The sequence below is a fragment of the Bacillus sp. NH11B genome (genome assembly GCF_001884205.1).
Lineage (GTDB): Bacteria > Bacillota > Bacilli > Bacillales > Bacillaceae_G > Bacillus_A > Bacillus_A proteolyticus.
In genome coordinates, this window is sequence record NZ_MAOG01000119.1 from 39,276 (window position 1) to 60,506 (window position 21,231).

General features: G+C 34.7%; 19 protein-coding genes and 2 pseudogenes. 6 read left to right on the forward strand and 15 right to left on the reverse strand.

Annotated features, from left to right (window positions below):
- Positions 1–17: 17 nt before the first annotated feature.
- The 6 genes from BAU27_RS22155 to BAU27_RS22180 form a co-directional block, all read right to left on the reverse strand.
- Complete coding sequence (locus tag BAU27_RS22155) at positions 18–245, reverse strand: coiled-coil domain-containing protein (protein WP_071747562.1); 228 nt, start codon at positions 243–245, stop codon at positions 18–20.
- A 133-nt stretch (positions 246–378) separates the two neighbouring features.
- Entirely contained in the window at positions 379–738 is a 360-nt protein-coding gene (locus BAU27_RS22160; protein ID WP_071747563.1) for a nuclear transport factor 2 family protein, read from the reverse strand.
- 77 nt (positions 739–815) lie between these two features.
- A complete protein-coding gene (locus tag BAU27_RS22165) occupies positions 816–1,367 on the reverse strand; it encodes a GNAT family N-acetyltransferase (RefSeq protein WP_071771952.1) in 552 nt (183 codons plus the stop codon).
- A gap of 216 nt (positions 1,368–1,583) precedes the next feature.
- Entirely contained in the window at positions 1,584–2,492 is a 909-nt protein-coding gene (locus tag BAU27_RS22170) for an iron-hydroxamate ABC transporter substrate-binding protein (RefSeq protein ID WP_071771953.1), read from the reverse strand.
- Positions 2,493–2,513: 21 nt separating this feature from the next.
- The gene (locus BAU27_RS22175) at positions 2,514–3,530 is read right to left on the reverse strand and encodes a FecCD family ABC transporter permease (RefSeq protein WP_071771954.1); all 1,017 of its coding nucleotides are present in this window, start codon (positions 3,528–3,530) and stop codon (positions 2,514–2,516) included.
- Positions 3,531–4,565 (reverse strand): FecCD family ABC transporter permease, encoded by a 1,035-nt coding sequence (locus BAU27_RS22180; RefSeq protein ID WP_071771955.1) that lies wholly within the window; start codon positions 4,563–4,565, stop codon positions 3,531–3,533.
- 277 nt (positions 4,566–4,842) lie between these two features.
- Here BAU27_RS22180 and BAU27_RS22185 point away from each other — a divergent pair, with 277 nt between their 5' ends.
- Positions 4,843–5,607, forward strand: coding sequence for a DUF817 domain-containing protein (locus tag BAU27_RS22185; protein ID WP_071747568.1), 765 nt, complete (start codon positions 4,843–4,845; stop codon positions 5,605–5,607).
- 348 nt (positions 5,608–5,955) lie between these two features.
- Here BAU27_RS22185 and BAU27_RS22190 read toward each other — a convergent pair.
- Both BAU27_RS22190 and BAU27_RS22195 read right to left on the reverse strand, forming a co-directional pair.
- Positions 5,956–6,992 (reverse strand): annotated as a pseudogene (locus BAU27_RS22190) (DUF4003 domain-containing protein).
- A 271-nt stretch (positions 6,993–7,263) separates the two neighbouring features.
- Positions 7,264–7,719, reverse strand: a complete 456-nt coding sequence (locus BAU27_RS22195) for a DinB family protein (protein WP_071771957.1) — start codon at positions 7,717–7,719, stop codon at positions 7,264–7,266.
- A 204-nt stretch (positions 7,720–7,923) separates the two neighbouring features.
- On the opposite strand from BAU27_RS22195, the gene BAU27_RS22200 reads away from it, so the two are divergent.
- The gene (locus tag BAU27_RS22200) at positions 7,924–8,412 is read left to right on the forward strand and encodes a DinB family protein (protein ID WP_071771958.1); all 489 of its coding nucleotides are present in this window, start codon (positions 7,924–7,926) and stop codon (positions 8,410–8,412) included.
- A gap of 133 nt (positions 8,413–8,545) precedes the next feature.
- Here the strand turns inward: BAU27_RS22200 and BAU27_RS22205 are convergent, their stop codons facing one another.
- Positions 8,546–9,433, reverse strand: coding sequence for a LysR family transcriptional regulator (locus BAU27_RS22205; RefSeq protein ID WP_071771959.1), 888 nt, complete (start codon positions 9,431–9,433; stop codon positions 8,546–8,548).
- A 122-nt stretch (positions 9,434–9,555) separates the two neighbouring features.
- Between BAU27_RS22205 and BAU27_RS22210 the strand changes: the two genes are divergently transcribed.
- Entirely contained in the window at positions 9,556–10,521 is a 966-nt protein-coding gene (locus BAU27_RS22210; protein WP_071771960.1) for a quinone oxidoreductase family protein, read from the forward strand.
- A 72-nt stretch (positions 10,522–10,593) separates the two neighbouring features.
- Here the strand turns inward: BAU27_RS22210 and BAU27_RS22215 are convergent, their stop codons facing one another.
- From BAU27_RS22215 to BAU27_RS22235, 5 genes are all read right to left on the reverse strand, one after another.
- On the reverse strand, positions 10,594–11,049 hold the full coding sequence (locus tag BAU27_RS22215; RefSeq protein WP_071771961.1) for a hypothetical protein: 456 nt from the start codon (positions 11,047–11,049) through the stop codon (positions 10,594–10,596).
- A gap of 309 nt (positions 11,050–11,358) precedes the next feature.
- Positions 11,359–12,069, reverse strand: coding sequence for a histidine phosphatase family protein (locus BAU27_RS22220; RefSeq protein WP_071747575.1), 711 nt, complete (start codon positions 12,067–12,069; stop codon positions 11,359–11,361).
- A 159-nt stretch (positions 12,070–12,228) separates the two neighbouring features.
- Positions 12,229–12,753, reverse strand: a complete 525-nt coding sequence (locus tag BAU27_RS22225; RefSeq protein WP_071771962.1) for a GNAT family N-acetyltransferase — start codon at positions 12,751–12,753, stop codon at positions 12,229–12,231.
- A 6-nt stretch (positions 12,754–12,759) separates the two neighbouring features.
- On the reverse strand, positions 12,760–14,661 hold the full coding sequence (locus tag BAU27_RS22230) for an endonuclease MutS2 (RefSeq protein WP_071771963.1): 1,902 nt from the start codon (positions 14,659–14,661) through the stop codon (positions 12,760–12,762).
- Between the two features lie 488 nt (positions 14,662–15,149).
- A complete protein-coding gene (locus BAU27_RS22235; RefSeq protein ID WP_071771964.1) occupies positions 15,150–15,866 on the reverse strand; it encodes a hypothetical protein in 717 nt (238 codons plus the stop codon).
- A 615-nt stretch (positions 15,867–16,481) separates the two neighbouring features.
- On the opposite strand from BAU27_RS22235, the pseudogene BAU27_RS31940 reads away from it, so the two are divergent.
- Positions 16,482–16,637, forward strand: a pseudogene (locus tag BAU27_RS31940) (exosporium leader peptide); the annotation flags it as partial.
- 93 nt (positions 16,638–16,730) lie between these two features.
- On the opposite strand, the gene amyS reads toward BAU27_RS31940, so the two are convergent.
- The gene (gene amyS, locus BAU27_RS22240; RefSeq protein WP_071747579.1) at positions 16,731–18,272 is read right to left on the reverse strand and encodes an alpha-amylase; all 1,542 of its coding nucleotides are present in this window, start codon (positions 18,270–18,272) and stop codon (positions 16,731–16,733) included.
- Between the two features lie 217 nt (positions 18,273–18,489).
- On the opposite strand from amyS, the gene BAU27_RS22245 reads away from it, so the two are divergent.
- The gene (locus BAU27_RS22245; protein ID WP_071747580.1) at positions 18,490–19,281 is read left to right on the forward strand and encodes an arylamine N-acetyltransferase family protein; all 792 of its coding nucleotides are present in this window, start codon (positions 18,490–18,492) and stop codon (positions 19,279–19,281) included.
- Between the two features lie 118 nt (positions 19,282–19,399).
- Positions 19,400–21,187: an oligoendopeptidase F gene (gene pepF, locus BAU27_RS22250; RefSeq protein ID WP_071771965.1), complete on the forward strand. Its 1,788-nt coding sequence runs from the start codon at positions 19,400–19,402 to the stop codon at positions 21,185–21,187.
- Positions 21,188–21,231: the final 44 nt, after the last annotated feature.

A 21,231-nucleotide genomic window follows, 5' to 3' on the forward strand; every position in this document is an offset into this window, starting at 1 on the left:
CCGCATACCTTTTCTCATCACCAAAATATACCTATAATTGCTAATCCACCTAAAATCATACCACCAATTTGTCCGACGATTGCCGGTGATAATTGAACACCTTTCCTCACTTCAACAACCGGTCTTTCGTGCCTTAGTTGTTGTACTTCACTTTGAAGTTGATGTACACTTCCGTGTAATTCTTTAATTAGTTCTTTTAATTCAGCGACCTCTTCATTTACTGGTTTTGTTTTTTCTAAATTCATTTTGCATAACTCCTTATAAATCCAATCAGTTCACTGTAAAATTTCGCCAATTATCATTATTTCTCCTGCATACCATATATTCAACAATTCTATTTTTTATAGTTTCTTTTCACACCTAAAAAACATAGCTTCATTAAAATTTGGCAGGTGTACCTTGGTGAAAATACATTTGCCACCTTCCTTCTCTAAATTTCCAAATTGAACTACGTAACGAGTGTTGATTATTTATTTCATTGAATATTCGATAAGTAGTTAATACTACATCTTTGGATAAAGGATGTACTTCAAAATCACTTAAAGTCATTTTTACCACGCCTATTCCATTTTTATCAATATCCTCATTTTTATATAAAACTTTACCAGAACTCCCAAACTCAAAAAAATCATCTGCAAGTATCTTTTTAAGCTCTTTTTGAGATGTGCGAACCTCTGGCTTAAGTAATCGTTCCTCTAGCTGATATAAACACTCTCTTAATGGAGAGAAACCTTCCATTAGTACACCCCTCCCTTCTGATCATCTGAATATTAGATTTTCCTCACCACACTATACAATTATTCTGTATGTTTTTACTAGTTTTGCAGCTCCATCCATTCATCCCTCAATATCCCCATAATCATACGATCAAAACACTTCCCATCTCGCTGAACTGCTTCTCTCATAGATCCTTCCATCTGAAAACCCATCTTTTTATACAGTGTAATAGCCGCCTTATTATAAGAAATCACATCGAGACCAACGCGGTGTAAATTCAATTCATAGAAAGCATACTTTAGAATAAGATGCATCGCTTCTCTCCCATACCCTTTTCCTCTATCATTTGCATCCCCTATTCCAATTGCTAATAAACCTGCTCTGTTATTCCACTCTATGCCATGAATTGCAACAAAACCAATTAAACGATCATCTTGAACTGTTCTTAACATGAAAGAAACACTATTCGATCTCCGCCCCTTTAATAGTCCATCACTTACTATTTCTTGTAACGATTGCGGGAATGCTAAGTCTGTATCTACATTTCTTAAATACTCACTATCCTCTTGCCACATAGCCATTACTTCAGCATCTGTTTCTCTAATAGCTGATAATTTAATAGTTTTATTTTGAAAAAGATTAATTGTCATCTGAAACTCCCCCTTTTTTAAATAGCGGGGACAATAATTCTAGCCTATTTATCCCCTTGTTCCATATACTGCTTTTTTAATGGGATACTTACAATAAGCACTAACATCGGCACATCTCCTCTTCATTAAATTAACTTCATTGTATAATTTTTTATTTATTCTAACAATAAAAAGACCCTCCAAATTTAGAGGGCCTTTCCTAATAGCAAAACTGTATTATTTCGTAAACATTTTCTCCGCTTCATCCATCGCCATTTTATTTCCTAAAGCAGAATAGTCAAGCCATGGTTGGTCATTAATAATGTATACGTGCTTACCTTTTACAGCTTTTAAGTCTTTCCAAATTGGTGTTTCTTGAAGTTGTTTAAATGCTGCTTTTGCTTTATCGTCTCTATTTACAACAACGAAAATAGCATCTGCATCAAAGTCAGGTAATACTTCTTGTGAAATGACTTCGAAAGGACGGTTCCCATCAATTTTCTCTACACCATTTGCAGGTTGTAATCCTAAGTCTTGGAACAAAATTGGTCCCATCGGTCTTTTCGTACTAAATACACGTAATTCTTTTGCGGTCACGCGAATTGCCATTACTTTTTCGTTATTACCTAGTTCTTTATCTATTAAACTTTTTACTCGTTTTGATTGTTCTTCATAGTCTTGAATATATTTATCTGCTTCTTTCTCACGGTTTACAAGTTTACCTACTTCTTTTAAATGATCTCTCCACGTACCTTCATCCAAATTAAAAGAATGTGTTGTTGCAATTTTTTCGTATTTCGCTAAATCTTTGCCAGCATATTTTTCATCAACATAAATTTCAGTTGGCTTTAATTGAAGTAACGCTTCCATGTTTGGATCTGTTACAACGCCAAGTTTCTTCGTATCTTTCAACTGTTCTTTTGCGTGCGGTAAGAAATCTTTTAAATCTCCACCAATAACAGAACCTACTGGTGTAATTCCTAAAGCAAGTAAATCATTTGTTAAGTGAATAGACATTGAAGCAATTTTTGGATCATTACTTTTTTCCGTTTTTTTAGTTGCCTCTTCATTAGGTTTCGATTGACCACATGCTGCTAATACTAAAATACACATAATGCTAAATAAAATGGAAAGTTTCTTTTTCATATGTTCTCCTCTTTGAAGTATTTATTTTGTTTTTGTAAGTAAATAAAGAAAATACGGCGCTCCTAAAGCCGCTACTACTACACCAGCTGGAATAGAGTTTGGCTCGAATACAGAACGACCTATCGTATCTGCGAGTACTAAAATAATCATTCCAATAATGCCAGCTAACGGAAGGAAGTGCTGATATGTACTCCCTACTAACTTCCTTGCAATATGCGGAGAAACTAAGCCGATAAAGCCAATTCCCCCTGCCATTGATACACTTGCACAAGACAATCCTACCGCTGTAGCTAAAAGCAGTAATCGTTCTTTTTGAACAGATACACCAAGTCCTGCTGCTACACTATCACCTAGTGACAGTGCATTTAACGTTTTAGATTTCAGCCATGCGTACGGAGTTAGTATCAAAATCCAAGGTAATAATGCTAGGACATGAATCCAATCTCTTCCCCACACGTTACCAACTAACCATCTAGAAGCGAATGTATACGTCTCATCATTTAACTTGAGCGAGAAAAATAATGAAAGTGCACTAAAACCAGCTGAAACTGCAATACCAACAAGAATAAGTCTAATAGGAAGTAAACCTTTTGACCGATCACTCGCAAGCAAAACAATAAGAAATGCAGCTAACACTCCTCCGCCAAATGTAAATAACGGTATTAAAATCGATGCACTCTCGTTAATAGAATGAAAGAGAGTAACGAATACAATAAGCCCGAAAGATGCACCCGAATGTAATCCGAGAATACCGGGATCTGCGAGTGCATTACGAGATAGCCCTTGCAAAATCGCACCGGAAACCCCAAGGCCAATTCCTGCTAACATTGTAATAATTATTCTTGGCATACGATAATCGTACAGCACTGTCGCACTCTCAAAATCACCATAGCCAAAAAGCGTTTGAATTACTTTGAGCGGTGCGATGCTCAGCGTCCCCGTATTTAAGCTAATCAAAATTACAGCGATACTTATACATCCGAAAATTGTAGTTACAGTAATAGCTCTCTTTTTATCCGTGTTAAAAAGATCCTTCACTTATAACTCCCTCCCAACTTTACGTGCTATATAAAGGAAGAACGGAACTCCAACAAGAGCTACCATAATTCCTATCGCAAGTTCTTTAGGAGGATTTACTGTTCTTGCTCCTAAATCAGCTAATACCAATAACATAGCTCCTAATAATGCTGACATAGGAATAATAAGCCGATAATTAACACCAACTAATTTTCTAGCAATATGCGGAATGACTAGTCCTACAAATCCAATAGAACCAACAACTGAAACAGAAACACCTGCAAGAATGACTACTATAATCATCCCAAGTATTCTCGTTCGGTTCGTTTTCACACCTAAATTTGTAGCAATATCATCCCCCATTGATATGAGTGAAATAGATCGCCCTAGCACTGTCGCAAAAACAATCGTTATGAGAATAATAGGCACTAAAAATTTCAAGTGTTCCCACTTAACCCCCGCAACACCACCAGCAAACCAAAACGCTAAATCTTGGCTTAAATCATAATAAATTGCAATACCTGAACTTAATGAGTGTAAAAGCGCTGCCATAACTGCTCCAGCAATCGTTAACCTCATCGGTGTTAACCCTCCTGATGTTGCCGATCCGATAATAAAAATGAGTACGGTACTTAAAACTGCTCCAATAAAGGAAACAATCATTAAGTAGGAATACGGCATATGCGGGAAAAAAGCAAAACTAAGTGCTACTACAAACATCGCACCCGCATTTATTCCGAGCACACCTGCATCAGCTAAAGGATTTCGTGTTACCCCTTGCATAACAGCCCCAGCGACTGCAAAAGCAGCACCTACAACTGCCGCGCCAATCACCCTTGGAAGTCTTAGCTCATAAATAATTTGATGCTGCGTTAATTTCGGATTGTAATCAAAAACCGCTGCCCATACCGTTTGCAAATGAATATCCTTTGCCCCGAATGCAATAGCTAAAAATATAGATCCGATTAAACATAAAATTGTTAAGCTCATGAAACATACGAACTTAATATGTATCCAACGATTATTGCCAGCATGTACAGTAGACTTATGTAACATGTTTCATTTCATCCTTTATATTCAGTTGTTTTTTATAATCATTTTTTATTTATAATTATTACTGATAATAATTATCATTTTCATTTAGATATTATATCCCCACTTTTTTTAAATAGCAAACTATTTTTTTACTTTGTTAAAATATGAAAAACACTTATTACAATCTCGTTCCAAAACTTACAAATACATGCAAAATAGAATACTGTTATATTTTTGAAATTGTAGTATACTTAGTCATTATTTTGATTTTTCTAATAAAAAATTTGAAGGTGACACAATGTTTTATGTAAAACAACTACTCTATTTCACTTACGAACAAGCATTATCTTGCTTATTCCCAGTCGTTATTTTTTTAACACTAGCCCTTTCAAAAATCATTTTGATTCCAGGGTTATACCGGTATGATTTCATACTCATCGTATGTCTTCTGATGCAATGGATTATGTACAAGACAGGTCTTGAAACAAAAGACGAACTAAAAGTAATTACTGTCTTCCATCTCATCGGCCTTTTACTAGAAATATATAAAGTACATTTCGGTTCATGGAGTTATCCTGAAGAGGCATATTCGAAGATTTTTGGAGTTCCACTTTACAGCGGTTTTATGTACGCAAGTGTCGCAAGTTACATATGCCAAGCTTGGAGAAGATTACATTTACAAATGCATCATTGGCCGAGGGCTATTTTTGCCGTGCCATTAGGAGCTATGATTTACTTCAATTTTTTCACACACCATTTTCTATACGATTTTAGATGGGTATTAACTTTACTTTTATTCATTGTATTCTCTCGAACTTTTGTGGAGTTTTCCTTACAAGGAGTTACATATAAAATGCCGCTCGTTCTCTCATTTTTCCTAATCGGATTCTTTATTTGGATTGCGGAAAACATCGCTACCTTCTTCGGAGCATGGCAATATCCAAATCAACGTGAAGCGTGGAATCTCGTTCACTTAAGCAAAATTAGCTCCTGGTTCTTACTCGTTGTTATTAGCATTATGATTGTTGCACAACTCAAACATTTGAAGGAGTCGAAAAGGTGATACTGCTTATGTAAAAAAAATTAAAAAACAACTTATCCTCCCTACTTGTCCAATAAAAAAGAAATCCACTCTGTAAAAACAGTTAGCCCATCACTCATTAGAGAGTGATGGGCCTTTTTTAATAATATTTTTTAAACCGTCCTCATAAAGTGAAACTTTAATCAGTGGGGGTTTTGTTCATCCACACTGATTATTAGTTGAACCAATCGGGCTTTTAAGGGCAGTTGATCCCCCACCTAACTTCTTTGCTTTCGCTGAATTTTCAGGTGGGGATTTTACTGCCCGTTAATGCGGGATCAAAGGCATTATAGGTTCATCATAATTTACAAGAGCATAAGCAGTTGCACATTATGAACCACTACTAGCAGTAGAGGTTGCTGCAGAGGAAGCCGCAATCGTTGCCATCATAGCTGCCTGTTGTGCTTGTATGAGGACTTCTATCATAGTTTGTAAACCTGTGTTGGTAGCTTTACTTTCCTCACCTTTCTGACTTACGAACAGTTGAATAGCAATAAGAATATTCGTATCTGTATGCCAACGGAATAATTTCTCCCCCTGCAATTTTTCAATCAACGCTTTAATAGAATGAATCTCTTTTTCTCCATCCTCAAGTAACGCTAGTAGCCCGATAGCTGGATAATGCATCTGTTTCACTTTTACCTTTTCTTGTTTTAACAAATTCCATATGTTTGTGCATGTTGCAACTAACATTTCTTCACGGACATCCTTCTTTAGCGAGAGGATATGACTTAAAAACTGAAGATCATTCCCTTTACGCAAACCAGCTTTCGCTAGTTTCTGATAAAGACGTTCTACTCGGTCCATAAGTGTTTCTACATTCTCTGATTGTCCTGCTAGTAAAACCGCGAGCGGATAATCATTTGTACCAGTAAGAAAAAGATGATCCTCTTTCATGCGTTTATATACTTGCATCGAACGTTGAATGTGCGTGCCATGCTGTTCATTTTCTTCTGTTAAAAGCACAGCTGCTGCGAGATAGGTAAATATACTTCGGCTAAAACCACCAGCGACCAATTGTTCATATAAATCTAAAAAATTCCGAAAAGCCTCCTTGTAATCTGTAAAGTGAATATCTAAAGTTGCGGCCACTACAAAGCGATGATAAGACTTTAAGTATGAAAACATCCCTACCTGATTCTTAATATAACTACTAATTTCTAAAAAACGTCTGAGATCAAACAATTTATCACTACTTGCATACATAGCAGCAATCATCATTCCTGTTCGAGAATCACTCGTTTTCCATTTTAGTTCTCCCTTTAACTGTGCATATGTATGTGTGTATTGCTCCAACTTTTGTTCCAATGTAATCATAGTATTCCCCCATTTTCTAGTTCCTCTCTTTTATTATACGTATATTCCATATTTAGGAATACCCTATTTCATACAGATTTTGCAACCTTATACTTTCTTCTGTATTATTTTCAATATTTTTCTATTAAGTAATACAAAAAAATAATAACTACCATAAAATTTAGGATGCTTCTTTATCCTAATAAGTTGGTTTTCTTTCCTTCTTCATCAGCATCACGATGATTAGCGTTCATAATCCTTCAAGAAGTTCAACAACAAAAAAGGATAGATAATAAATTATCTACCCTTTTTTGTCTATATATTATTTAACATTACCAAAAACTAAAGAGCCTTAGTAATACGTTCCATCGCCTTCATTTGGCCAATATGATCCGCTTCATGATACAGCATCATACCGTAAAGCTCTCCAACTGTTTCCAACCCTAAAAATAGCTCTGGAAGTTTATTTTCAAATGCTTCTGCTGGAATTTCGTTAATACGTTTTGCTTGTTCTTTTAATTGGGCCGTTAACACTTCTAACGATGGTCCTTCTGTTTTCCATTTAGATGGTCTTGATCCATATCCAAACATATCTGGATATTCCGTTGGTAATTGTTTAAACTCTCTTCCGAACATGAATGTTTCCGCTGCTGTTAACACGTGACCAATGTGCCAACGAATTGTATTGTTAAAGCCATCCGGCTGCGTATCCGCAGTTTTATCATCTAATGTTTCCATAAATTTAAGTAATGCCCCGCGCGTTATTTCAAATTGTTTTAAGCCAACTAGTCTATTCATTTTATCGTTCCCCTTCTTGATGTACTATTTATTATGAACTAAGAATGTTAAACTTATTAAAGTTTCACATTGTTTAATCTATCAGAAACAATTAAAAAACACATCTAATATGCTTAGTAAAAATAATAAAAAGGTTCACCTCTCGTAAATATAGAATTACTTACTACACAAATAGTTTAGTAAATAAAAGAGGAGTGTAGTTGCATGTTACATGTTTTAAAACAACAATATAATCTTATTAGCTCTACAAGAGAAACTCTATTTTCGTTTTTGGAAGAAATCTCACTAGAAAAATTACATAGCACTGTTCCTAATTTCGGGAGCGGTAGCATTATGAAGACGCATATTCATGTAGCCGATTGCTATCGATACTGGCTTGGATCATTCGCATTCAAGCAAAAACGAGCAGATTTTTCATTCGCTAGTGATTATGAAATTGAGCATGCAGATGTCGCGAAAGTCCGTGCTAGATTTAAGTTAGTAGATGAGACTGTACAACGTTTTTTAGATGAATACAATGACCGTTGGCTCGAAAATATAGCAAATGAAGTGAAATGGCAAAAAGAACCTTGGAGCACAACTCCGCTATGGCTTTTAACTCATACAGAAACACATGAGTTTCACCATAAAGGACAAATTGTATCAATGGCTCGTCACCTTGGATACACACCTCCTGATACAGACCTTAGTTAGTTAATTACTGCAACTATACTTAATAAACACAAAAAGAAAGAGCACGTTTTGATTAATCTTTTTCAAAACATGCTCTTTCTTTCCGTAAATAAGTTAATCGTTTATTATATTACTTGCTCACCTATAACACCTGTTAATTAAAAGACTCCCTCGTTACCTCAATAAATTGCCGTAACGGCGATGTCATCCATTTATCTTTATGCCAAGCAATTTGTGTATAAATCGGAGAAATTGCATTTTCTAAATGTAACTCTTTTATCGTCCCTTCTCGTATATCTTTTTCTACTACTATAGCTGGTAACACGGCTATACCTAAATCTGCAATAACACATTGTTTAATTGCCTCTACACTAACAAACTCAATCTTATTTGCTGGATACACATCTTCCGTACGAAACAGCTCTTCAAATAAAGTTCGATACGAGCACCCTAGTTCTGTTAACAAAAGTGTTTCCCTCTCTAAATCTTTTATAGAAACGGAAGTTTGTTCAAATAAACGATGCCCTGGAGCAGCTACTACTTTTAATTCTTCTTTCATAAGCGGCTCCACATGTAAAGCATCTTCTGTTTTACATTCGTCCAAAATAAATGCAAGATCGACTTTTCCCTCCATCAATTGTTCTTTCGCATCTTTATTGGAATGTGCGGGTTTAAATATAAGCTTTATTTGAGGAAATTGTGCTTTAAACCTCTTTAATATAGAAGGAAGTCTATATGTACATTGACTCTCTTGTGCACCGATTATTAACGTACCTGCTATTTCCTCATCATCTTTCACTGCCATTTTCGCTTCGTTACTAAGTGCAATCATCTTGTCGGCATATAGTTGAAACTTCCTGCCCGCTTCAGTTAAGAAAAGACGTTTTCCTAATCTTTCAAATAATGGTGTACCAAGCTCTGCCTCTAACGTTTTAATTTGCGCTGTCACGCTCGACTGAGCAAAGTTCAATTTCTTCGCAGTTTGCGTAAAATTCAAAGTGTCCGCTGCTACTTTAAATGTAATTAATTGTTTTATCTCCATTTATCATCCCTCTTTTCAATCAGCATTTCCGATTGATTCCATCGAAATAATCCTCTTTGTCTATTGATATTTATATTGTATGATAAAGAGCATCGACAAACAATATAATGGAGGTATTCCATATGAAAGCACTTTGTTTCGAAACATTCGGAAACGCTGATGTACTACAATATAAAGAAATACATGATCCAATCATAAATCCAAATGAAATTCTTGTTCGCACGAAAGCAATCGGTTTAAATTTCGCTGATATTTATAGACGCCGCGGCGATTATCATCTCGCTGGCAATCCGCCTTATATATTAGGTTATGAAGGCGATGGGATTGTTGAAAAAGTAGGTGCTGAAGTTACTACTATCCATCCTGGAGACCGTATTGCATTTGCTGATGTCCCATTTGCAAACGCAGAACTAGTAGCTGTTCCATCAGAGAAAGCAATTCCACTTCCTGAATCTATCTCTTTTGAAACAGCTGCTTCTGTATTATTACAAGGATTAACTGCACACTATTTAACAAAAGATAGCTATCAAATAAAACAAGGTGATATAGCTTTAGTACACGCTGCGGCTGGCGGTGTTGGTCAACTTCTCGTTCAGATGATTAAATTACAAGGCGGAAAAGTAATTGGTCTAACATCATCAAAAGAAAAAGCACAGGTAGCTACGTTAGCCGGCGCCAATCACGTATTTTTATATACTGAATCCTGGCATACGAAAGTACTTGAAATGACTAGTAGTGCTGGCGTAAATGTAGTATATGAATCAGTAGGTTCTACATTAGAGGAAAGCTTTAGCGCTACTAAAATTGGTGGTACCGTTGTATTTTACGGAATGGCTGGTGGTAATCCTGCGCCTGTAGATCCACGTATGCTTATGGATACTTCAAAAACTTTAACTGGCGGAGACCTTTGGAACGTTCTTACTACGTATGAAGAACGCAAGCAACGCTCTACTCAATTATTTGATTGGATCACTGCAGGAGAATTAAATATCGCGAGTCCTAGGACATTCTCTTTACAAGATGGTGCCCGTGCTCATGAATTATTAGAGAGCAGAAAAAGTACAGGGAAGATTTTATTAATCCCGTAATCGTTCCAATTTAAAAAGGAAAAATAAACATATAAAAGAGCATCGATTACGATGCTCTTTTATTATGGAATTTTATTCGTTTCTTTTTATTTCAGTAATTTCCGGCTCATCATATGAAATAATGTCGATTATATGGTTCAAACAAGGAATTTGATAGTGAATGAACTGCTCTTCAGGAAATATAAATTCAGCAATTGTTCCTGCTTTAACAAAATCTAAATATCTTGATTTTGAGTAAACTCTAAAAATTCTACCTTCTGAAATTTCGTAGTCATCCATTACAGTAAACGATTCATTAGTAACGGAGTAAGCAATATACGAGTCAAAATCCAATTGAACAATTGGCAGATTGTCATCAACATCAATGGATGATGCTTCTATTTCAACCTCATCTGTAATTTTCGCGAGTCCCTTAGTTTTGTTAACTTTACACCTATCAATAAGTACCCTCAGTGAATTTTCTTCAGGTTCAAACAATTTGTTTAAATATATATATCCTTTAAATTCCATCAAATCTTGAAAATCCATTACTTCCCCCCATTTTGAAAATCTATCTGAAACAGTTGCGATTCTCTTTACATTACTACTCAACCAAGATTTTATACACCTATTCTAATCAACTGTAACATAAATCATTGTACACTCTTACTTTATGTTGAAAGTGGTACTGTTTTTGGTACAAAGTCAACGAAAAGTGATTTAAATCAATAAAAAAAGACCCTTCCGCTTATGCGAAAAGGCATACGAACTTATTTGTTATTTTGAGTAAAACTCACCCTAAAGAGATTTCATTAAGATCTTTCTAGCTTCGTTTTCTTATTTCTATTTGAGATATAATTATATTTCTACACTTTCTTTCCCTTTTGCAACATAACTCATATCTCCAACCGACTCGACTGTATATGTTCCATCTTGATATACAATCTTCGTCACACTAGCATTTTCCACTCCAAGTTTTGTTTTGCTACTGTCTAACATTTCTATTAAGGTTGTAATCAAAAGCCCATGAACAACAACTAAAACATTACCGCCACCATTTCCAGCAGCTTCTTCACTAATTTTATCAATCTCTGCTTTTATACGAGTAGAAAATAATTCCCAATCTTCCGCCTGTTTCGTAGGGTCTGCTGCTCTAATAAGATTAATCACTTCTTGAATAGAAAACTTCATGAGTTCTTCTGGTGATGCAACGCCCGCAGCTTTTCCAACCACATCCCACATATTTTCAAGCTTTTCACCTTCAAAAATACCAAAATTTAATTCTCGTAAATCTTTCCTTTTCTCAAGTTTCAATTTTGATTGCTCACTATATTTTAATACTAAATTAGCAGTTTCAATCGCTCGGCCGCTATCACTACTATACGCATTTGTAAAATGAATATCTTTTAATCCCGTTCCTAAATTTGTGGCAACTTCCACACCTTTTTCTACTAACGGAGAGTCTGCCCAACCTTGCGCGCGATGATTCGTATTTAATATTGTTTTACCGTGTCTCGTAACATATAACGTAACTACATTCTCATTGCTATCTTTTTCTCGCTTATTCATTTTATTCTCTCCCTTTACATTTCTATATCAATTTTACCACCTTAATTATTCATTGAGCAAAATATATGTAAGTAGATTCGTTTAATAAAAAAGCTACCTTTCTGTATATTCCTACAAAAAGGTAGCGTATTTTATGATTACACTTCTTAACTGATACCCCTACTCAGCAAAAGCACTCGAATATTGTACAATTCCTTCTACACCTTCAAGAGCATTTTCTGTTAATTCCATTACCATAAACACTTCTTCAGGCACTTCAAATGGCGCTTTTATATTCCACTCACTTGCTTTCTTAAAACCAAATTTCGGATAGTATTCTGGATGCCCTAACACAACAACCGATCCATATCCAAGTTTTTTCGCTTTTTCTAATGCAGCTACAATAAGTTTCCCGCCAATTCCTCTTTTCTGATGGCCCCTAGCAACCGACACTGGCGCAAGCGCTAATGATTCTACAGACGCTCCATCTTTTTCTATTGTAATTTTTGATAACATAATGTGACCAACTATTTCTTCATCTACCGCAACGATAGATAACTCTGGAACAAACGCGTCACATTCTCTAATACGTTTTACAAGTTCATGTTCTTTTTTATCACTAAATTCTTCACTTAAAAATGCTTGTTGTACAACTTCTTCTGTTTTTCTATAATCGTTTTTTTGTTCTTGTCTAATTGCTACCATTTTAACTTATCCTCTATTCTTTCTTATTTCCTTTTCAATTTTACGAAGCGCTTTTTTCGATCCGCGCTCAATATCATGCTGCATTTTTCTTTCTTTATAATCAACAAATAGTGTATTTAAATCATATCCTTCTGGGTATAATTCTTTCGCCGCTACCTCTAAAGTAATACGTTTTACATTCACTTCAACGAATTCACCGTTATAATATAAAACGACATTATAGAAATTATCTTTTTCCTTATATACAATCCCGAAATCGTTATGATCTAACAATTTCACACGGTCGCCTTTTCTGTATTCATAGTGCTCTTCTCTTTTTTCCTGCACGAATTTCGGTTTTCTAATTTTACTTTCATTCACTTTTTCTAGAGCGTATTCTTTATTTCCCATATACTCTTTCGCTCTTTGCAGTACATGTTCTCTCACATTCATTTTATTCGCAATCCAAAGTGCATTACTTTCACCTGATTTACCGATCACTAATTTATAAAGTGGCTCTAGTGTCTCACTATTAAATTGCATTGCTGCGTTCATAAAATCACCATGCATTTCTGAAAAGCGTTTAATTTCACCGTAATGCGTACTTGCAATTGTAATACATCCCGCAAGGTAAAATTCTTCTAAAATAGATATCGCAAGCGCCGCACCTTCATTCGGTTCTGTACCGCTTCCTATTTCGTCAAATAACAGTAACGTATTATTATTTGACATCCTCATGATTTCAGAAAGATTTTTCATATGAGACGAAAATGTACTTAGTGCATTTTCGATACTTTGATTATCACCAATGTCTACAAATACATTTTCGAAAATAGCAATTTCTGTTTCTTTATCTCCAGCGATATGAAGGCCTGACATTGTCGCTAATGTTAACAATCCGATTGTTTTTAGCACAATTGTTTTCCCGCCCGCATTTGGTCCTGTAATAATTAAACTTCGATAGCTTTGACCGATTTCAAAGTTCAATGGTACTACTTTCCCACTTAAAAGCGGGTGCTTACAATTCACTAAATGAATGTAGCCATGATCATTTAATTTCGGCTCTATTCCATCGATTGATTTACTGAACTTCGCTTTCGCAAATACCATATCATATTGACTAATCAATTCCATATTAATTTTTATATGATAAATATTTTCTAATACCATTCCTGATAAAGTCGCTAAAATTTGATACTCTTCCATCGCTTCTTCTGCTTTCAAACTTGCGAGCTCCGCATTTAACTTTGTAACCGTATGTGGTTCTATAAATACAGTAGAACCTTTAGCCGAAGCTTCAACGATACTCCCGGCAACTTGATTTTTATAGGTAGATTTGATTGGAATCGTATAGCGATCATCCTTTTTACTAATAAAGAATTCCTGAATATACTTCTTATTTGCACTACTATTTAAAAACTTCGTTAAACGTTCTTTTATTTTTCCATCAACAGAATCAATGTTATTTCGAATTCGTTTTAACTCTTTACTAGCCGCCGCATCAATGCTATTTCCTTTAATCGAAAAGTTAATTTCTTCTTCGACACTTTTAAATTCAGTCATTGAATTTGCATAAGAGGCTAATACTGGAGCAAAGAATTCTTTATCTAGCATAAACCTTTTAATCTTTCGGCACCCACGTAAAAAGTCTGAAACGCTCACTAACTCTGCTGGGTCTAAAATCATCCCTTTTTCTAATTTTTGAATTGTACTAGCGATATTGGAAATTCCGAAGAAAGGAACATGCCCTTCTGCATCTACTATAGCTCGTGCTTCTGTCGTTTCATTTAAGCGATTTCTCACTACTTTTATACTTGTACTCGGCTCTAATTTATTTAATAATTCCTTACCTAATCCACTTACACAATATGATTTCACTATTTCCATTAATCCGTTATATTGTAACTTTTCAAAAGTCATCGTATTCATTTTGTTTCTCCTCACTATGATTGATTTATATCATAAATGAAGATACCTACTCATTAGATTCCAATGAGTTCTACATTATTCAATTACCATTTTTATACATCAAAAACATATACAAAAAAGCTGCGGGGATACCGCAGCTTTTACATTTACAAGGCAAGTGTAATAACATATGAGGAAATAAGCCATAAAAAACAGATGGCAATCCCCTTATTACACGCTTTATAAAGTATTGTAGGTATCTTCATAGGTTTCGAAATAAATCCATGACAAAATTAGGGGTATGATGTACATAAAAATCCCCTGGTCTCATCCAATTTATTTCATTAAATTTTTCCTATTTAGTACCTACCGCACTCACAAAAAGCACCTCTCATTAATTTATATTATAGTCATTGAAATCTAATTTACTGAAATCATCATACTATATGTTTTGTAATAAGTAAAGGTGCCAGACTATTGCCTTTCACACCTGAGGAAGGTCCCTTTTTTCACTTCGTAGACTGTAAAACTTTCATATAATCAGCCTTTTTCTCAAGGGTCTTTTTCGCATCTTCAGCCGTTAATATATAATCTACTGCAATATTTTTTAATACATCCTTATTAACGTCTGGCAGCTTAATCGTTATATCTTCCACACTACTCTTACTATTTTCAATCGTTTTATTAAATTCCTTAATAATTCTTGCAGCCTCCGCTAATGTTTCCATATGTACAGGATTGTTTACATCTAAAACAGTATTACTTCTAAAAACTGCCGTATAATACTGCTTCAAATTTTTCTTCGCTATTTCTTTCTCGGCATTCTTATCGAAAACAGTATCCCCCGCCTGTATTTGAGCGAAAATAAGGATAGTATTATTCTCTTTTTTTTCATAATATGTATTGAATCTTTCTTGTAAATCATTCGCTTCTTTTTTTATTTTATAGTTATCATTATTTACTTTTGGAGAGATTTGTCCCTCGAAAGAAAGTTGAAATTGCAAATACGGTTCATCGACTTGCTGTACAGAAACTACCCGCCACTTTGGACCAAGGAAATCTTTTCCGCTATCCAGTGTTTCAACTTGGTTTAGTTTAACAGAAATACCATACTCCGATTTTGTATAACTTTGTGCTTTTTGTTCAAGTTCTTCATCCGTTATATCACATGATGTTAATAGTAATAAAATAAATACTATGCTATATTTCATTTTTGTTTTTTTCATATTTCCTCTCCTTTTTCTACTACTTCCTATACAGAAATACCCTTAAAAATTTAAAATTACGATTTATATAAAGAACTTCCTCTAATAACCGCTACATCAAATTGTCTCCGCTAACATTAATAATAAAAACTCATCATCTTGCTTTAGAAAGCCCTAATAACCAAAAGTGTAAAAACACCCATTCATTATTATTTTACACTTATAGTGTAATTTTACACTATAATCATTTTATCGTAAAGCAAATATAACATCTATTAAAATCACGTTAAAAACATACTAATATTTAGTTCTATAGCAATCACAGTACGATTTTTATTATTACGAAAAACAATATATAAATCTTTTATATTCAACGCTCGGTCGTACATTATAATTTTTGAAGCCTCCCCATTTCAGGCAAGGCTTCTTAATTTCCAGCAGGGATTTTTTGCAGTTTGTTGTATTTCATAGTTATACAGGAATATGACTCATATTTAAAAAGGAAATGATTATGACTGAACTTAAAGATCGACTACAAGTAGATGATAAAGAGAAATGGGATTTAACGGATATTCACCATATATTTGAAGATTAAGAAAGCGATTTTCATAAAATTGAAGTATTAACGAAAGAATTTCACGAGTTGTTGGTGGTTCTGGGGTAAGAGCTACATCCGCCAGAACTGATCTATTACCTTTAAACCAAGGAGATGTTCTTCGAGTACGAATAAGAGAAGCCACGGGTGACATTATTTATTCCAACGCATCTCTTGTTGTTTCAAAAGTCGACTAGTTCATTTATTAAAATAAAAATTTAGGTATGATAACAATATAAAAAGAAGAGGAAGACTTATATTTCAGTCTACCTCTTCTTTTCATCACCAATTTACTGCTGAACATATATGGAAACTGAGCCTCCACTTACATAGAATTGCCCCAATCCATCCTTATTAATTGTTACAGTATTTGTTTGATTACCCGTAATATCGTACCATACTTCCCCAGCGTTATTCTTTCCAACATCCATCCACTTTGATCCTCCTGGTCCATCAGAGATTAATGTCGCTAAACCAGAATTAGCATGTACACCATCACCCTCTCTTGTCCAGCCAATCACATCTGGATGGTCCAAATAATCACGTTGCGTACCATATGCAAAGTTTTTTCGCGCCGTCAAAATCGGATCAATTTTATCTTTTAACGCTGGAATTTCATAACTACTATTTCCGCTTGTCCCATAGTAATCACCATAGAAAACTGAAGGATAGCCCTCTGCACGTGTTAAAATAAATGCATATGCCAACGGTTTAAACCACGGACTTACTACAGATTCCAATGACTGCCCAGGTTGAGAATCATGATTCTCAACGAGAGTAACTGCGAGTGCAGGGTGATTTTGCATTACTGTTCCATTTAAAATATTTCTCATATCATAATTCCCATTTCCTGTTGAAGCATAATGAAAATTGTAATGAAGCGGTGCATCAAACACAGATTGATTATAATTGACTTTCGCTAAATAATTGTTTAAAGCCTGAATATCATTTTGCCAATATTCTGCTACCGTAAACATTTCTTTCCCCGTTTGCTGTCTGACATGATTTACCCAATCGCGTAAATATTCATGATCAATATGTTTAACAGCATCCAAACGAAAACCATCTAAATTTAATTCATTCGCATACCACATTCCCCATTTTTTCATCTCATTCGCAACATCAGGATGATCAAAATCAAGATCTGCATACATCAAATAATCATAATTCCCATTCTCGCTAGACACTTCCCAGTCCCACGCTTTACCTATCCCCCTAAATTTATAAATTCGATTTAATTTTCTTCCTTCATCCCAATCCGTTCCGTCAAAATGATACCATTTCCATTTGAAATTAGAATAAGCATCTCTGCGCCCTGGAAAGTTAAAACCCGTCCATGCACTAATTTCATAATCACCTGACACTTCAATATTTCGATTGTTACGGTCTACCTCAACAGCTGTTACGGTTTCAGTATAATCAGCCCCACCTTTATGATTCATAACTACATCACCGTATACGTCGATGTTTTGCTTATGTAAAGCGTCAATTGCAGATTTCAACTGTGCTTTTGTCCCATATTTCGTCCGCACCGTTCCTTTTTGATTAAACTCTCCCAAATCATATAAATCATAGGCCCCATACCCTACATCATTTTGCGAAGTCCCTTTATATGCAGGTGGTATCCATACAGATGTGATTCCTTTATGGGCTAAACTTTCAGCATCAGAACGCAAACGATTCCAATGATCCCCATCATTCGGAGCGTACCACTCAAAATACTGCATTAGTGTTCCATTGTTTATCGTTGCTGCTTCTGCCTTGTTTCCCTCATATATATTAGGAAAAAGCAAAATAAAAAACAAACAGACTACCGTAATCCTTTTCAACATATTTACACCATCCCCTTCAAGAAAACGTTTGCATAATTCTTCAAAATTATTATAATATTCGTTCTACAGTTAGTAAAGTAACAATCTTTTAATCTCTCACATTATTTTTCAAAATATGAATTCAACTATTCCACAAGTACCCCCACATAGTTTAAAATTCACATCGTATTCAAAATTGTATACAATTTATCTATAAAAGTATGACGGAGGGATTTCTATGACAGACTTTCAAAAACAATTTTTCGCACGTTTACATATAGAAGAAAAAGAAACCGTATCATTTGAAGATTTATCTCAAATTATGTATAGAATGGCGCAAACTGTTCCATTTGAAAACTTAAATGTTCTCGAAAATAACTTTAAAGAAATATCAAAAGAGAATTTAAAAGAAAAAATTTTAGTAAACAACCGTGGCGGTCTTTGTTATGAACTAAATCCTACTATGTATTACTTTCTTAAAGACTTTGGATTGGATGTTTATTTAGTTTCAGGGACAGTTTATAATGCTGCAAACTCTATATGGGCTGTCGATTCCGGACATATCGCAACTGTTTTAAAACATCATCATGAACTTTATTTAATTGAAGTAGGATTCGGATCATACTTACCTCTTGCACCTGTTCCTTTCTCAGGTGAAGTCGTTCACTCAGTAACAGGAGATTATCGTGTTCGCAAAGAAACAACTGAAAAAGGAAATTACATTTTAGAAATGCGTAAAAACAATGAGTTTCTGGATCAATCTTCTAATGATGATTGGACGTTAGGTTATGCATTTTATATAGAAGAAGTGGATGAAACGAAAGCAAATGCAGCACAAAAAATCATCGTTGAACATGAGGGCTCACCATTTAACAAAGTACCTCTTATTGTAAAACTTACACATGACGGACACGCTTCTTTAACAAAAGATAGTCTTACAATAACAAAAGACGGTAAAAAATCTAAAGAAGAAGTTACAGACGAGCAATATACAAATCTTTTACATTCGAAGTTCGGAATTACACTATAACTGTTTAAGCCTTGCTATTTACAGCAAGGCTTTTCAATTTTCAGCAGGGATTTTTTGCAATTTGTTGTATTTCATAGTTATATAGGAATATAACTACATATTTAGAAAGGAAATGATTATGACTGAACTTAAAGATCGACTACAAGTAGCTGATAAAGAAAAATGGGATTTAACGGATATTTACCATACAATTGAAGATTGGGAAAGCGATTTTCATAAAATTGAAGTATTAACGAATGAATTAAACAAGTTTAATGGAAATATTCACGATGGCAATAGTTTATTAGCTTATTTAACAAAGAGTGAAGAAATTTCTAGCATAATATCTTTAATGTTCGCTTATGCACGATTACACTCTGATCTTGATACACGCGATACTAACGCTCAATCCCTCGTCGATAAAGTATCACAATTACACGTGAAAGTAAGTGCGGCTAAATCTTTCTTTTCCCCATTCTTACTTAGCGTAGATGAAAACACATTACATGCTTACATAGAAGAAGCAGAAGGCTTACAATATTATAAAGAAGACTTATTTGAACTATACCGTTATAAAAAACACGTATTGAATAAGGACCAAGAAGAGATTTTATCACAAATGGGTGAAGCACTTTCCTCCCCGCAGCATACATTTGGCATGTTAAATAATGCAGATATACTATTTGGTGACGTGACTACTGATGATGGAGAAAAAGTAAATTTAACGCGTGGAATGTATGCAAAGTTAATAGAAGATGAGAATCGTGAGAAACGTAAAGAAGCTTATAAAGCTTATTACAAACCATATGTTCAGTTAAAAAACTCTATCGCTTCTACTCTATCTGCTGCTATTAAAAATAATGTTACTGTTTCAAAGCTAAGAAAATATCCATCAGCTTTAGAAAAATCATTATTTGGCGATATGGTTCCGAAAGACGTATATGAAAATTTAATCGATACGACGAAGAAAAACATTCAATCATTACATACATATAATGAACTTAGAAAAGAAAAATTAAATGTAGATGAACTAAGACAATACGACTTGAGTGTTGATTTAGTAAAAGGTGTAAAGCAAGACATTCCATACGACGAAGCGTTTGACATAATGATCGCGTCACTAGCTCCTTTAGGTGAAGAATATATCGAAACATTAAAAAGCTTTAAAGATAAACGCTATATAGACGTGAGAGAAACACCTGGAAAACGTTCTGGCGCTTATAACTTTGGTGTGTACGGTGTTCATCCTTTCATTCTTTTAAATCATCACGATGATTTAAATAGCCTTTTCACTCTAACTCATGAATGTGGCCACGGTATGCATACGCATTACTCACACGGATACCAACCAAGAATTTCTGCACACTATACTATCTTTGTTGCAGAAGTCGCTTCTACAGTAAATGAAGTGTTATTAATTCACTATTTATTAAAAGAAGCAAAAGAAACGAACGTGCGTAATCATTTAATTAACCATTTTATCGAGAGCTTTAAAGGTACTTTCTTTACACAAATCATGTTTGCTGAGTTTGAAAAAATCACACATGAAATGGCCGAGCAAGGTAAACCATTAAATGCCCAAGTCTTTAGTGAAATTTATGAAAAGTTATTTAGAGAATATAATGGCGACTCCCTCGTATTTGACGAAGAAGTAAAATATGGCTGGTCTAGAATCCCTCATTTCTACCGTCCATTTTACGTGTACAAATACGCAACGGGCTTCGCCTCTGCAATCCAAATCGCCGATAAATTATTAAGCGGCGATCCAAATGCTCAGAAAAATTATATTGAATTCCTTAAAGGTGGAAGTTCTGACTATCCATTAAACCTACTGAAAAAAGCTGGCGTTGATTTAACTACGCCAGAACCGATTGAGAGTGCATTGAAACAATTCACTCAACTTGTTGAGGAGCTTTCAGCATTATAAAAAGCATGCAGAGTATATGCTCTGCATGCTTTTTCATTTGAATT